The following is a 14,957-nucleotide window of genomic DNA, read 5'->3' on the forward strand; positions in this document are numbered from 1 at the left end:
TGAACTCTAATCATCCATCTACAAAAAAAGAATCCAAAATGGATTCTTTTTATTTTCTGAAAAATATTTTTTGACAGTAAACATAACTCATATAAATACCAAAGCTTTGTAAAATAAACAAGGCTGGCACAATCATATTGTAATATGCCATATGTACTTGGAAAAGTCTTAACAACACATATCCACTAATTAACAATAAGAACAACATATATCCTTCATTTTGTTTTGTCTTAATAAGGAAATGTAATAATGCTATAGCCATAAATAATGTTACCATTATATATATAAGTTTTTCACATTTAAATAGAATAGAATTTACTCCCTCATCTGAAAACTGATTAATTACTGGTTTTAAAAGATTAAATCTTTCATCTTCAATCTCTTTTAACTTTTGATTAATGTGCTCTGATACACTTTGATTTTTCGTTATTTTTTCCTCACTTTGATTTTTCCCAATTAAAACAGATTGAACATACATCTCATTCGAAATCGTGTATTGGGACATCCCCATTGCCTTAATTCCGTAATTCACACAAAAATGAGCACTATAAAATAGAATTAGTATGCCTATCATCTTTAATAGCACTTTTTGTTTCGTTGCTGATTGAAAAAATTCAATTAACAACACATATACAGTGATAAAAATAGGAAGAAATAATCCCATTGGGAACATCATATTGCTAAATGCAAAGAAGATTGCTGAAAACACCCACATATAAGGATGATCTAATCCTTTATATAAAAGTATGTAACAAGCAAAATAAAATAGAAATATTGCGAGCGATTCTTGTGTTAATAAGGAACTCATAAATATATTTGGGATATATAAAGCATAAAATACAGATGCAATACGACCACACTCTTCCCCAAAAATCATTGACGTAATGCGATAAATGAAGAATACGGTCCCTGTACAAAATAAAACATTAAATAGCTGTAAAGCAAATACCGTATCACCAAATATACGAATAATAATCGATTCATAAATGATAAAAGGTAACTGAGCTACATTCCCTATGTTATTACCAATTGCAACCTGCTTTGCAGATTCATACATTGCTTTCATATCACCAATCATTGGAACATCTATAAATATAACCATACTAAGTCTCACAACTATAGATGTGCCTATAAGAAAAATAAGAAATTGTTTATCTGTAAAACGATATTGTAAAATCGATGTTACTAACAAAATAAGGATAATAAAAATTACTAATATAATTGTTAAACTCATTGTACTTCCTTCAAAAAATTGCTTACTCGTTTCAAATGCTGACCAGCAACTATAAATAAAAAATGCGAGCATCGTACCAACCATTATTTTACTGAAGAAAGATGAAAAATTTGTTTGTATATGATTCATATGTCCATTGCACCTCTATTTCCATTCATAACACAACGATTCTATCATGAATGGGCACACAGCTGATAGGGAATTTATATAACAAATATGTATTCTTCACTTTTCACTTGCAATGTAAGCGAATCCTCTTTTACACTACATTTTAGACAAAATAAATTTTCTTTCAGTTGCATGAATATACTTGCAGAAGTATTCCTCCCCCTCTATCCATACCTTTTACTCATTTGAATATCTGGTAAAATCCAATAGGAACTAATACTCCTTTTATGTCATAAAGAACATGTCACTCTGATTGAAAACGTAACCTAGGGGCTGATTATATGGAAAAGAAATTTATGAGAGAATCAAAAGCAATTAAAACAACACGTGTTTTCCCAAACGATTTGAACAATCATCAAACTTTATTCGGTGGAAAATTATTAGCGGAAATTGATAGTATTGCTTCTATTGCAGCTGCCAGACATAGCAGAAAGCATTGCGTTACAGCATCTATTGATTCTGTTAATTTTTTAACACCAATTCAACAAGCTGATTCTGTTTGTTACGAAGCGTTTGTTTGTTATACTGGTAAATCATCTATGGAAGTATTTGTGAAGGTTATCGCAGAAAGCTTATTATTAGGAGAACGTCGCATCGCTGCTACTTGCTTTATTACATTCGTAGCTCTAAAAGATGGGAAACCTTCTTCGGTTCCGCAAGTACTGCCAGAAACTGAAGAAGAACATTGGTTGCACAAAACTGGTCTAGAACGTGCAGAAGACCGAAAAAAAGGACGTCTAAAAAGTAAAGAAATGGCTGAAGTACTAACTTTAAATAAACCTTGGAGCGTATAAAAAACAATTTCCTTCTGAGCGAATATGTAGTATATATATTCGCTCATTGCTTTGTAAACAATTCAAACATCCACTACGATTTTTATAGTCACCCCTTAACATATATATATCTATCTTAACTACGCATATCCATTCTTATTTTCTTTTTTATACAATTTATTTTATATTTATTTCTATACAAGCAATAGTTGATTTACAAAGTTTATGTAAGGTACACTTATACTCGTAATTAACAAATGAAGGTGATGATTTATTGCTCATATAAAAAACTATACCTTCAAAACTGTATATAAAATGTATTTCATTATACTAAAATTATTCACACTTCAAATGTATTTTTATATGGAGCCAAATAATGATCTCTAATAAGGGTTCTTAATACGATATAAATGATATTTTGATTAAATCGTATTACTTTAATGAAAAGGTGAAATCATGCAAAAATCAATTATTTCTAATATCTTTTATAAAATACTGCTCAATACATTTAATATTATACTCCCAATCTTAGTTGGTCCTTACGCGTATCGAATGCTAGGAGCCAATTCAATAGGAACTGTTAACTATGCTGAAACTATTTTTAATTATTTTTTCATATTCGCAGTATTTGGTGTATATCAATACGGACTACGTGAAATGAGTTTAATAAAAAATGATAAAAGTAAAGTTTCTAAGTTATTTACAAGTCTTTATGTAATTAACTTTACGACTAGTATTTTGGCCTTACTATCCTTTTTACTCTTTAGTTACATTGGATACGGTAACGAAAACTTATTCCCTGTCCTTCTAATCTTCGGCTTCAATTTCATTTCAAATATATTTTATGTGGAGTGGTTCAATGAAGCATATGAAAATTATGATTTCATTACTAAAAAAACAATTGTTGTTCGACTTATCTATGTTGGACTTCTTTTCTCTCTAGTTCATGGAGTGAATGATTATAAAACATTTGCCTGCTTATTAGTGATATCAACATTCTTAAATCATTTTATTAGTTTTATATATGTGAAACGCCAAGTTAAATTTGATTTTTCTAACTTAACGATTATTCCACATTTAAAACCCTTAGTATTAGTCGTTATTTTTTCAAATGCCAATATTTTATATACACAATTAGATCGACTTGTCTTAGGCGCATACGCAGGAAAAATAGAAGTCGCTTTCTATGTTATGGCTTTCCAAATTATGACTATCATCAATACACTTATGTTAAGTGTTGTACAAGTCACGATTCCAAGGCTTTCGTATTTATCTGGAAACGCAACTGAAAATGAATATGAATATTTATTAAATAGAATATCAAAGGTATATTTCATTACCTTATTTCCTGCGGCAATCGGTCTAATGCTCATTGCCCATAAGGCCGTCATTATTTATGGTGGAAAGGAATTCGCTCCCGCTGGTAATACTTTAATTATTTTTGCTTTTTATATGATCACAGTAGGTATTGAGTCTATCTTATCGAATCAAATTATTTATGTGAAAAAGAAAGAAAATATTTTGGTGCGCTTTTTATTTATTTGTGGATTCGTCAACTTAGCATCCAATATCGCATTAATATTTTTCGATATACTCACTCCCACAACAGCAATTTTCACAACAACCATTGCAAACATTGGATTAATTACTCTCGAATATATATATATAAAAAAGAAATTAAAAGTGAATTATACATTGTTTGATATTCAAAAACTTAAATACCTATTTTATTCTCTAACATTTTTACCAATAGCGTTTATTATAAAAAAGTTAGTCTCTGGACAAATCATACAATTCGCCCTAGTAATATTGATATGCGGATCAACATACATTCTTATCTTATTTGTAACAAAAGATGAGATTCTATTAGCTCTACTAGGAAAGCTACAAGTACGATTCAAAAAGGTGTAAACGCAACCTCTTAAAGGAGCTGTTAAAATTGAAATTTTCTTTGATTATGGCCACTTGTGGTAGACGTGATGATATTCTAGATCTACTAAAGTCACTTAAACAACAAACTTATAAAAACTTCGAACTTATTGTAGTAGATCAAAATGACATTCCAATCTCTGAGCTCTTTGAGGAATATACCAATAATTTTTCTATTAACTATATTTATACACCTATTAAAGGCCTATCTCGCGCAAGAAATATCGGCTTACAAGTAGCTGATGGCGATGTTATTGCTTTTCCAGATGATGATTGTATTTACGAAACGAATGTCTTAGAGAGCATAGTAGCAACGTTTAACTCAAATGCACATATTCAATTTATATCGACAAACACTACAAACGTTGAAAAAACAGGATCTTTAATACATGCGCCTGATAAAGATATCATTCTAAATAATAAGTATGGATTCATGGGCCCCTCTTTCGCTCTGTTTTTTACAAAACAATTTGTACAAGACGTTGGCACATTTAATGAAGATTTAGGTGTTGGATCTGGAACAATTTATGGCGCCGGTGAAGAGACTGATTTCGTACTACGAGGTATGAAAAAAAATTATATAGGTTTATTTAGAAAAAATCTTTTCGTGTACCATCCTGTAAAAGAGGATACTATAGATGAACAATCATTAAACAGAGCTATTTCTTACGCTGGTGGTTTTGGTAAAGTTATTCGTTTACATTATGGATTTCCTTACCTTGTACGTGCAGTCGTTGCCGCTACATTCCGCATGATGCAAAATATATTGAACAATAAACGTAAATTCCATGCAAATCGGGTAAGAGGCATTATCCGTGGATACTTTAAATAATTTTTATTTACCCTAAAAAAGGTGCAATCATTTTTAATAAACTGATTGTACCTTCTATTTATCTATCTTTCTATTATAGACAAAATAGTCTTTTCTACCCCTTCACGCTACGACGTTTTTGGTACTTCTCCAATAAATCTCTCATACTTATCACCATCATATATATATTTTTCAAAATAATGAAACATATTTTTTTGAAAAAATATACATTTTGAAATGATAGCATTATACGAAAGAATTTAGTATCATGATTCAAGATACTATTTCAAGTTGGACGGAGGATATTATGAGCTTATTAACAGTCGAAAAACTAGGACATACATTTGGCGATCGTACATTATTTAAAGATGTATCTATGCGATTACTAGCGGGTGAGCACGTTGGATTAGTTGGTGCAAATGGTGTTGGTAAATCAACATTTATGAATATTATTACTGGCCAACTTATCCATGATGAGGGCCGTGTAGAATGGACACCTGGTACAAATTACGGTTACTTAGATCAACATACAATTTTAACACCCGGTCGCACAATTCGTGATGTATTAGCCGATGCATTTCTACCTCTATTTCAAAAAGAAAAAGCTTTAAATGAAGTTACAGAAAAAATGGGCACTGCTACACCAGAAGAATTAGAGGAACTTCTTGAGCAAATGGCAGAAATACAAGATGCTCTTGAAGCAGGTGGTTTCTATTTATTAGATATTAAAATTGAGGAAGCAGCTCGTGGTCTTGGAATTGATGCAATCGGTTTAGATCGTGATGTTGCTGCATTAAGTGGTGGACAACGTACAAAAGTATTACTTGCAAAGTTACTACTTGAACAACCCGAAGTATTACTATTAGACGAACCTACCAACTATCTAGACGTTGAACATATTCATTGGTTAACAAGTTATTTAAAAGAATATCCACATGCCTTCCTATTAATTTCCCATGATACGGAATTTATGAATAAATGTGTTGATGTTATTTTCCATCTAGAATTCACAAAAATGACGCGTTATACAGCGACATATGAAAAATTCCTAGAGCTAGCGGAAATCAATAAAAATCAGCATATAAACGCTTATGAAAAACAACGCGAATTTATTAAAAAACAAGAAGACTTTATTGCGAAGAACAAAGCTCGTTATTCAACGACGGGTCGTGCAAAGAGTCGTCAAAAACAACTTGATCGCATGGAGCGTATTGATCGTCCTGAAACAGCAATTAAGCCAGAATTCTCTTTCAAAGAGTGTCGCGCAAGTAGTCGTTTCGTCTTTGAAGGTGAAGATGTAGAAATCGGATATACGCATCCATTATTACCAAAATTAACGATGACAATTGAACGCGGTGAAAAAATTGCAATTGTTGGATGTAATGGTGTTGGTAAATCAACATTACTAAAAACAATTTTAGGCAAGATTAAACCATTAAGTGGTAAAACAAGCCTTGGTGATTTCCTAACGCCATCATACTTCGAACAAGAAGTAAAAGCTGATAATATAACACCGATTGATGACGTGTGGAATACATTTCCTAGCATGGACCAACATCAAATCCGTGCAATGTTAGCAAAATGTGGTTTGAAAAATGAACATATCTCTCGCCCTCTAAATCAATTAAGTGGTGGTGAACAGGCAAAAGTTCGTTTATGTAAACTAATGGGAGAAGAAAGTAACTGGCTACTATTTGATGAGCCAACAAACCACCTTGATGTTACAGCAAAAGAAGAGCTTAAGAAAGCTATGAAAGCATATAAAGGAACGATTCTACTTGTATGTCACGAACCAGACTTTTATGAAGATTGGATAACAAAAGTTTGGGACGTAGAAGAATGGTCTCAACAAAACTCTTAATTTCTTAAAACAAGCCCTATGCAGACCAAGTTCAGTTTGCATAGGGCCATTTTCATTGAAATAACTTATAAAATTCATTAAGGAGTTTAAACATATAATGCAAAATACATTTTCTCTAAAAGCCAATACATTTTTTGTAAAGTGTTTATTACTACTATGCCTATTTATTTATGCAGCCATAACATGGTATTCCATATCCATAATCGGAAGTACTTCCGGTTCTCGTTTCCTTGTTATAGTCCCGCCCCTTATTATAGGTTTACTCCTTTTACTTATTGGTTACATTGCGAATAAATATATGTCAAAAATAGTATTTACTATTTCACTTATTACTTTAGCTTTTTCGATTCGATTGATCTGGATTCTCAATATTCCAACCCCTATCGAATCTGACTTTGCAATGATGTACTATAGCGCAGTCCAAGCCGCTAAAGGCGACTTTAGTTTTGCTCAAAATACATACTATACTTCATGGGTGTATCAACTTGGTTTTACAATGTATCAAGCTTTTATTATAAATTTATTCGGAGAATCCCCTACACTGCTGAAGATTTTAAATGTTGCATATTCTACAGGAACAACATTACTGGTTTACATGATTACTTCAAAGGTATTTAATGAATGGTCTGGACGTATTGCAGGGGTAATATACTCGCTATATATCCCAAGCATTATAATGAGCTCTGTATTAACAAATCAACACCTTGCTACCTTCTTCTTTTACCTTGGTTTTTATATATTAATTACAAAGGGATTAAGCCATAAATATATGTGGATTTTTATAGGAATCTTCCTATCTCTAGGAGATATCATCCGTCCACTCGGTGCCTTAATTTTGATTGCCGTAACTATTTATACCTTTTTACAAGGAATATTAGGAAAATCAAAACAGAGTGTTTTCCATTCTATAAAAAAACTTGTTGGTATTTTCATCATTTTTTACCTTGTACATTATATTATTAGCTACATACTTATATCCACCGGTGTTACACAATATCCGCTCTCTAATCGTGATCCGCTCTGGAAATTCACAGTAGGGTTTAATCATGACACAAAAGGCGGTTATTCTGAGGAAGATGCAGAATATATTACATCCATTGAAATTGGTGAGGAACGGACAGTCGCTGAAAAAAAACTTATTCAAGAACGCATAGCTGATCCGAAAAAAGTTTTATCTTTATTTAAAGACAAGTTCATACTTATGTGGGCCGATTACGATTCAGCTCCGATGTGGAGTTTATTTGGATTAGAAAATAAAGACAATGATATAATCACATTAAAAGACAACCTTATAAAATACGAAAGATATATTTATGTTACCACCTTGCTATTTGGTATATTGTCACTTCTTTATCTTATAATAACTAAACAAGATGAAACTCCTTATACATTATTTTTACTACTAATAATTGGTTATGTAGCTATTCATTTCTTAATCGAATATCAAACAAGATATCGTTATTTCATCGTTCCTAGCTTTACGATTATTCAAAGCTATGGATTGTATATATGTCATATCTTAATAACAAAAAGAAACTCAATACAAGGTTTAAAATAAAAAGATTATTGAACTTTATATACACAATACAGATTATCTTATCGAATAATATAAAAGTACACCAAACATGCACAATGCCATATCAGCCCTTTGAAATATTCACGTAATAACACCCTTACACGATTTACAACAATATAAGGAAGCAGTATTCGTTCATTAATAAAAAAGGTAACAATGAAAACTATCATTGTTACCTTTTTATATTGTAATACCCCATAAGTCGTAAGCGAAATTCTTTTAAATTTGGGTATACGTCTAAATTAGACAACATCCCTTGAATGACCGGGATCCTTGGATTTTGCAATCTCATTTCTGCCTCCAAAACATCTAATGTAACAAGCAATTCCTCATCTTCTAGTTGATCAGCTAATGTGCGTTTAAAAACAATAATTTCTTTTAAAAAGTGTTCCTTAACCTGCTCCTTAATAAGCTCTGATTTGCAAAGAAATTCCCCAAGCTTTTCTTCATGTAACACAGGTTCTTCCGAAGATTCTACCAATCCATCTACTAAATCATCTACTCTTTTCAAAATAAATGCAGAAACGTAAGATAAGTCAATTTCTGGTGCTTGTAAAATGATTAGTTCTAAATATCCACGGCATATACCTTCTACCATAATGACTAAATCTAATAAATAAGGCATAACCTTGTCACCATAAATAGACAATAAACTATTCCGATAAAATGCGTGAGACTCTAACTTCATCCTCATCATAAACTCTTCTACTTCTTTATTAAAAGGTATAGCATTTTCCCTCGCATGCATAATAATAAATTCTTTATGCTTTTGTATATCGTTAAACTGACAATGCAATTGCTTTGCAAATTTTTCACGCGGCAATAACGATTCATTTTCAATATCCAGCATTTTATTTTGAATCTTGTCATAGTAATATCGAAGTGTTGCTAATAAAAGCTCATCTTTCGATTTAAAGTATAAATAGAAAGCTCCCTTAGATATGCCACAAGCTGTCACAATTTCCTGTACTGATGTCGCATTTACACCCTTAGTCGCAAATAACTTCATAGCCATCTCTATAATTAAGCGCTCTTTTTCTTTCATATCATGTCTCTCCTAAATTTAATCTCGCATCTTATTATGAATTTATTATACCATCCCTTTTCATTGACGTCTGACCGATCAGTCAGTTATATTATGTATTAGACTGACCAGTTGGTCAATACAATACAAAGGGAGCGCAAACATGAACAAAATTATTAATTTCTCGTTAAAAAATAAGTTCGCAGTTTGGCTACTAACCATTATTGTTACCATTGCAGGTATTTATTCTGGGCTGAATATGAAGCTGGAAACAATTCCTGATATTACAACACCTGTTGTAACAGTAACTACGGTTTATCCTGGTGCTACACCAGAAGAAGTAGCTGACAAAGTTTCAAAACCGATGGAAGAGCAACTACAAAATTTAAGTGGTGTAAACGTTGTTAGTTCATCATCTTATCAAAACGCATCTTCTATTCAGATAGAATATGATTTTGATAAAAATATGGAAAAGGCTGAAACAGAAATTAAAGAAGCTCTCACAAATGTGAAACTCCCAGAAGGTGTAAAAGACCCGAAAGTTTCACGTGTAAACTTCAATGCCTTTCCAGTTATTTCGTTAAGCGTAGCAAGTAAAAATGAATCTTTAGCTGCCTTAACTGAAAATGTAGAAAAAAATGTTGTTCCCGGATTAAAAGGACTTGATGGGGTCGCATCTGTTCAAATTTCAGGTCAACAAGTAGATGAAGTACAACTTGTCTTCAAGAAAGATAAGATGAAAGAATTAGGTTTAAGTGAAGATACTGTAAAAAATGTAATTAAAGGATCGGACGTATCTTTACCACTTGGCTTATATACATTTAAAGACACAGAAAAATCAGTTGTTGTAGATGGAAATATTACAACAATGAAAGCATTAAAAGAATTAAAGATCCCAGCTATACCTTCATCACCGAGCGGTCAAGGTAGTCAAAACGCTGGAGCTGGTACACAAACACCGCAAATGAATCCAGCGGCTATGAACGGGATTCCGACAGTTACATTAGATGAAATTGCTGACATTAAAGAAGTCGGAAAAGCAGAATCTATTTCTCGAACAAATGGAAAAGAAGCAATTGGAATTCAAATTGTGAAAGCTGCTGACGCGAATACTGTTGATGTTGTAAATGCAGTGAAAGATAAAGTAAAAGACCTTGAGAAAAAATATAAAGACTTAGAGATTATTTCAACATTCGACCAAGGTGCACCGATTGAGAAATCAGTAGAAACAATGCTGAGCAAAGCTATTTTTGGTGCTATATTTGCGATTGTTATTATTATGCTGTTCCTACGAAATATCCGAACAACATTAATCTCTGTCGTTTCCATACCACTTTCTTTATTAATTGCTGTATTAGTCATAAAGCAAATGGATATTACGCTTAATATTATGACACTTGGAGCAATGACAGTCGCTATTGGCCGCGTCGTCGATGACTCCATTGTTGTTATTGAAAATATTTACCGACGAATGTCGTTATCAGAAGAGAAACTGCGCGGAAAAGATTTAATTCGTGAAGCTACGAAGGAAATGTTTATCCCAATTATGTCTTCTACCATTGTAACAATTGCTGTATTCTTACCGCTTGGACTAGTAAAAGGTATGATTGGTGAAATGTTCTTACCATTTGCCTTAACTATCGTCTTCGCTTTATTAGCATCGTTACTAGTAGCAGTTACAATCGTGCCGATGTTAGCTCACTCTTTATTTAAAAAAGAGAGCATGAGGGAAAAAGAAGTACATCATGAAGAAAAACCAAGTAAATTAGCAAACGGGTATAAACGCATACTTGCATGGGCTTTAAATCATAAAATCATCACATCAAGCATTGCTGTCCTTCTATTAGTTGGTAGTCTTGCACTTGTGCCAATTATCGGTGTAAGTTTCTTACCATCTGAAGAAGAAAAAATGATCATTACAACGTACAACCCTGAACCAGGTCAAACGTTAGAAGATGTTGAAAAAATTGCAACGAAAGCTGAGAAGCACTTCCAAGATAATAAAGACGTCAAAACAATTCAATTCTCATTAGGTGGCGAAAACCCAATGAGTCCTGGTCAATCAAATCAAGCAATGTTCTTCGTGCAATATGATAACGACACGAAAAACTTCGAAAAAGAAAAAGAGCAAGTCGTTAAAGATTTACAGAAGATGTCTCGAAAAGGCGAATGGAAAAACCAAGACTTCGGAGCGAGTGGCGGTAGTAATGAAATTAAACTATACGTTTACGGAGATAGCTCGGAAGACATTAAACCTATCGTCAAAGATATTCAAAATATCATGAAGAAAAATAAAGACTTAAAGGATATTGACTCTAGTATTGCAAAAACGTATGCAGAGTACACTTTAGTCGCAGATCAGGAAAAACTAAGTAAAATGGGTCTAACAGCTGCACAAATCGGAATGGGACTTTCTAATCAACATGATCGACCTGTTCTGACAACAATTAAAAAAGACGGTAAAGATGTCAACGTATATGTCGAAGCTGAAAAACAAAATTATGCAACAATCGATGACTTAACAAATCGTAAAATTACAACGCCACTTGGTACTGAAGTGGCTGTGAAAGATGTTATGACTGTAAAAGAAGGGGAAACTTCGAATACAGTGAAACACCGCGATGGCCGTGTTTATGCAGAAGTAAGTGCAAAACTAACATCTGATGACGTTTCAAAAGCATCTGCCGCTGTTCAAAAGGAAGTAGATAAAATGGATCTTCCTTCCGGTGTAGATGTTTCTATGGGCGGTGTTACAAAAGATATTGAAGAATCATTCAAGCAACTTGGCTTAGCGATGTTAGCTGCGATTGCCATTGTATACTTCGTTCTTGTCGTTACGTTTGGCGGTGCCCTTGCACCATTCGCAATTTTATTCTCGCTACCATTTACAATTATCGGAGCTCTTGTTGCCTTATTAATCTCTGGTGAAACGTTAAGTGTCTCTGCAATGATTGGTGCGCTTATGTTAATCGGTATCGTTGTAACAAACGCAATCGTGCTTATCGACCGAGTTATTCATAAAGAAAATGAAGGTCTATCAACACGTGAAGCTTTATTAGAAGCTGGTGCAACACGCCTTCGTCCAATTTTAATGACTGCAATTGCAACGATTGGGGCTCTTATCCCGCTTGCATTAGGATTTGAAGGTAGCGGCTTAATTTCTAAAGGACTTGGTGTAACAGTAATTGGTGGATTAACAAGTTCAACGTTATTAACACTTCTTATTGTTCCAATCGTTTATGAAGTATTAAGCAAGTTCAAAAAGAAAAAAGCAAAATAACAAAAAATAACCTCGCAGTTAGCGAGGTTATTTTTTATTTCCGAATAAGATTAGGAAATCACCATATCCTTCTTTTTCTAATTCCTCTTTTGGAATAAATCGAAGAGCAGCGGAGTTAATACAGTAACGAAGGCCATCTGGTCCTGGGCCATCTGGAAATACATGCCCAAGATGTGAATCTCCTTCCTTACTTCTCACTTCTGTACGCGTCATATTATGACTGACATCCATTTTTTCTTTCACACTTGCTGACATAACTGGCTTCGTAAAGCTAGGCCATCCACACCCGCTATCAAATTTATCTAAAGAAGTAAATAGCGGTTCACCTGAGACGATATCTACATAAAGTCCTTCTTCTTTATGATTCCAATATTCATTTTGAAAGGGTGGCTCAGTTCCATTTTCCTGTGTTACATAAAACTGCATCTCATTGAGTTTTTCTTTTAAATGAGTATTATCTTTTGGCCAATGTTGTTTAATAAAAGCATCTCGTCCCGATCCTTTACGGTATAACTCATAGCGGAATGTATTTTTCTTATGATATCCTTGGTGATAGTCTTCAGCTGGATAAAACGTAGTTGCTGGTAATATTTTTGTAGCAATTGGTTTTGAAAAGCGTCCACTCTTTGCAAGCTCTTCTTTTGAAGCCTCTGCTTTTTTATGTTGTTCTTCATTGTGATAAAAAATTACTGTTTCGTAAGACTGTCCACGATCGTGAAATTGTCCTCCTATATCAGTCGGATCAATTTGTCTCCAATATATATTTAATAACTCCTCATACGGCATTTTATTTGCATCAAATGTAATTTGTACTGCCTCATAATGTCCCGTCGTTTCTGAACATACTTCTTTATATGTTGGACTCTCTTTATGACCACCTGTATAACCAGAAACAACCTTTATAATTCCTTCCATCTCTTCAAATGGCGAAACCATACACCAGAAGCACCCTCCAGCAAATGTAGCTAACTCTACCTTTTCATTTACAGCCATTATTTCACCCCTATTCTATCTTCTGCTTACAGTATGGCATAAAAAACATCATGTTATAAAAGAAAAAGCATCGAACATCGATGCTTTTTCTTTACTTCACCTTATTTTTTCTGGCGTCATTCTCTATTTCATCACTTGTCACATCTAAGACATCTAATAAGAAAATGAAGATTGGAATACCGATAATTAATCCCCATACACCTAAGAAGTGTTCTGAGAAGATTAATACCATAAATGTATAGAAGATCGGTAAGTTTGTTTTTTGCGACATGAACTTCGGATTTAACACGTAACTTTCAAGCGCATGAATTACTGTTACAATAATTAAAATATAAACAACGTACATAATACCGCCAATATTGTAAGCAATCATACAAAGCGGGAATAACGAAATGATAACCCCAGCTACTGGAATTAAACCGAGTAAGAAGATCATTAACGCTAAACCTAATAATTGCGGGAATCCTAATATCCATAGTGCAATAACGGATAAAACACAGTTAACAACTGCAATTAAAAATTGTGCTTCGATTACTTTTCCGAATGAACGTGCAAATTTCTTACCGAAGTACTCAATTTCAGTATAGAAAATTGCAAGTCGGCTTTCTTTAAATTTTGCAGTAAAAGCAACGATCCGAGCTTTCTCCAATAAGAAAAATAAACTTAAAATTAAAGAAAGTAACACTTGAAGGCCAAATTTCCCAACATTCGTAATCGATTTATACAAAATGTCAACGCCTTGTCCTACATATTTCGAAAGTTCCATATGATTGACAGCATTAACTGCATACTTAATTAATTCACTATCCGGTGGGTTTCTTAAAAATACGTTAAATTGATAAATCAATTGTGAAATTTGTATCGTTAATACTGGTAAATATTTAAATAGCGTAATAGCAATTCCACCAATTAACATTACATATAGAAACGCTATAATAATTTTTCGGTTAATGGGCATGAAATGATCTAATTTGCGAGAAATAAACTTCTGGAATCGATCCATTAAATATGTGAGAATAAACGTAATTAAAATTAAATTCAACATACTTTGCAGCCCGTATAACACGAGAGCAAGTATTACTAATACGAGAAACCTCTGAAATCCTTTGCTTTGAAACAGGTTTTTTATTTGCATAATCGACGAGTACTCTCTCCTGTCCTATAAAGTAAAACGTTAATAAGTAGATTTTTTCTCTCTTCTCTACCTTTAATTATTCATTCATATAAAGATTTTTATAAGCTTATTATAGATCTCTCTTAGCAGATCCTATAGTAGCTTACTTCTTATTTTACAATACAATGACCTAA

General features: G+C 33.0%; 10 protein-coding genes. 6 read left to right on the plus strand and 4 right to left on the minus strand.

Annotation, left to right across the window (positions count from 1 at the left end; genetic code table 11):
• Positions 1-49 precede the first annotated feature (49 nt).
• A complete protein-coding gene (locus ACLBWW_RS12200; RefSeq protein WP_098151910.1) occupies positions 50-1,363 on the minus strand; it encodes an ArnT family glycosyltransferase in 1,314 nt (437 codons plus the stop codon).
• A 320-nt stretch (positions 1,364-1,683) separates the two neighbouring features.
• On the opposite strand from ACLBWW_RS12200, the gene ACLBWW_RS12205 reads away from it, so the two are divergent.
• The 5 genes from ACLBWW_RS12205 (at position 1,684) to ACLBWW_RS12225 (ending at position 8,334) form a co-directional block, all read left to right on the plus strand.
• Entirely contained in the window at positions 1,684-2,196 is a 513-nt protein-coding gene (locus tag ACLBWW_RS12205; protein ID WP_000412137.1) for an acyl-CoA thioesterase, read from the plus strand.
• A gap of 435 nt (positions 2,197-2,631) precedes the next feature.
• Positions 2,632-4,086: an oligosaccharide flippase family protein gene (locus ACLBWW_RS12210; protein WP_048542803.1), complete on the plus strand. Its 1,455-nt coding sequence runs from the start codon at positions 2,632-2,634 to the stop codon at positions 4,084-4,086.
• Positions 4,087-4,114: 28 nt separating this feature from the next.
• A complete protein-coding gene (locus tag ACLBWW_RS12215) occupies positions 4,115-4,936 on the plus strand; it encodes a glycosyltransferase family 2 protein (protein ID WP_048542805.1) in 822 nt (273 codons plus the stop codon).
• Between the two features lie 247 nt (positions 4,937-5,183).
• Positions 5,184-6,776 carry an ABC-F family ATP-binding cassette domain-containing protein gene (locus tag ACLBWW_RS12220; protein ID WP_003295909.1) on the plus strand — a complete coding sequence of 531 codons (1,593 nt, stop codon included), beginning with the start codon at positions 5,184-5,186 and terminating at the stop codon, positions 6,774-6,776.
• 97 nt (positions 6,777-6,873) lie between these two features.
• Positions 6,874-8,334, plus strand: a complete 1,461-nt coding sequence (locus tag ACLBWW_RS12225) for an ArnT family glycosyltransferase (protein ID WP_447614052.1) — start codon at positions 6,874-6,876, stop codon at positions 8,332-8,334.
• Positions 8,335-8,524: 190 nt separating this feature from the next.
• On the opposite strand, the gene ACLBWW_RS12230 is transcribed toward ACLBWW_RS12225, so the two are convergent.
• Positions 8,525-9,397: a TetR/AcrR family transcriptional regulator gene (locus tag ACLBWW_RS12230; RefSeq protein WP_048542810.1), complete on the minus strand. Its 873-nt coding sequence runs from the start codon at positions 9,395-9,397 to the stop codon at positions 8,525-8,527.
• Between the two features lie 142 nt (positions 9,398-9,539).
• On the opposite strand from ACLBWW_RS12230, the gene ACLBWW_RS12235 reads away from it, so the two are divergent.
• Positions 9,540-12,656: an efflux RND transporter permease subunit gene (locus ACLBWW_RS12235; RefSeq protein ID WP_048542812.1), complete on the plus strand. Its 3,117-nt coding sequence runs from the start codon at positions 9,540-9,542 to the stop codon at positions 12,654-12,656.
• A gap of 27 nt (positions 12,657-12,683) precedes the next feature.
• Here ACLBWW_RS12235 and msrB read toward each other — a convergent pair whose 3' ends face one another.
• The gene (msrB, locus tag ACLBWW_RS12240) at positions 12,684-13,649 is read right to left on the minus strand and encodes a peptide-methionine (R)-S-oxide reductase MsrB (RefSeq protein WP_048542814.1); all 966 of its coding nucleotides are present in this window, start codon (positions 13,647-13,649) and stop codon (positions 12,684-12,686) included.
• Positions 13,650-13,740: 91 nt separating this feature from the next.
• Positions 13,741-14,784, minus strand: coding sequence for an AI-2E family transporter (locus ACLBWW_RS12245; protein WP_048542816.1), 1,044 nt, complete (start codon positions 14,782-14,784; stop codon positions 13,741-13,743).
• Positions 14,785-14,957 lie beyond the last annotated feature (173 nt).

Source organism: Bacillus sp. M5A3_1b (genome assembly GCF_053345335.1).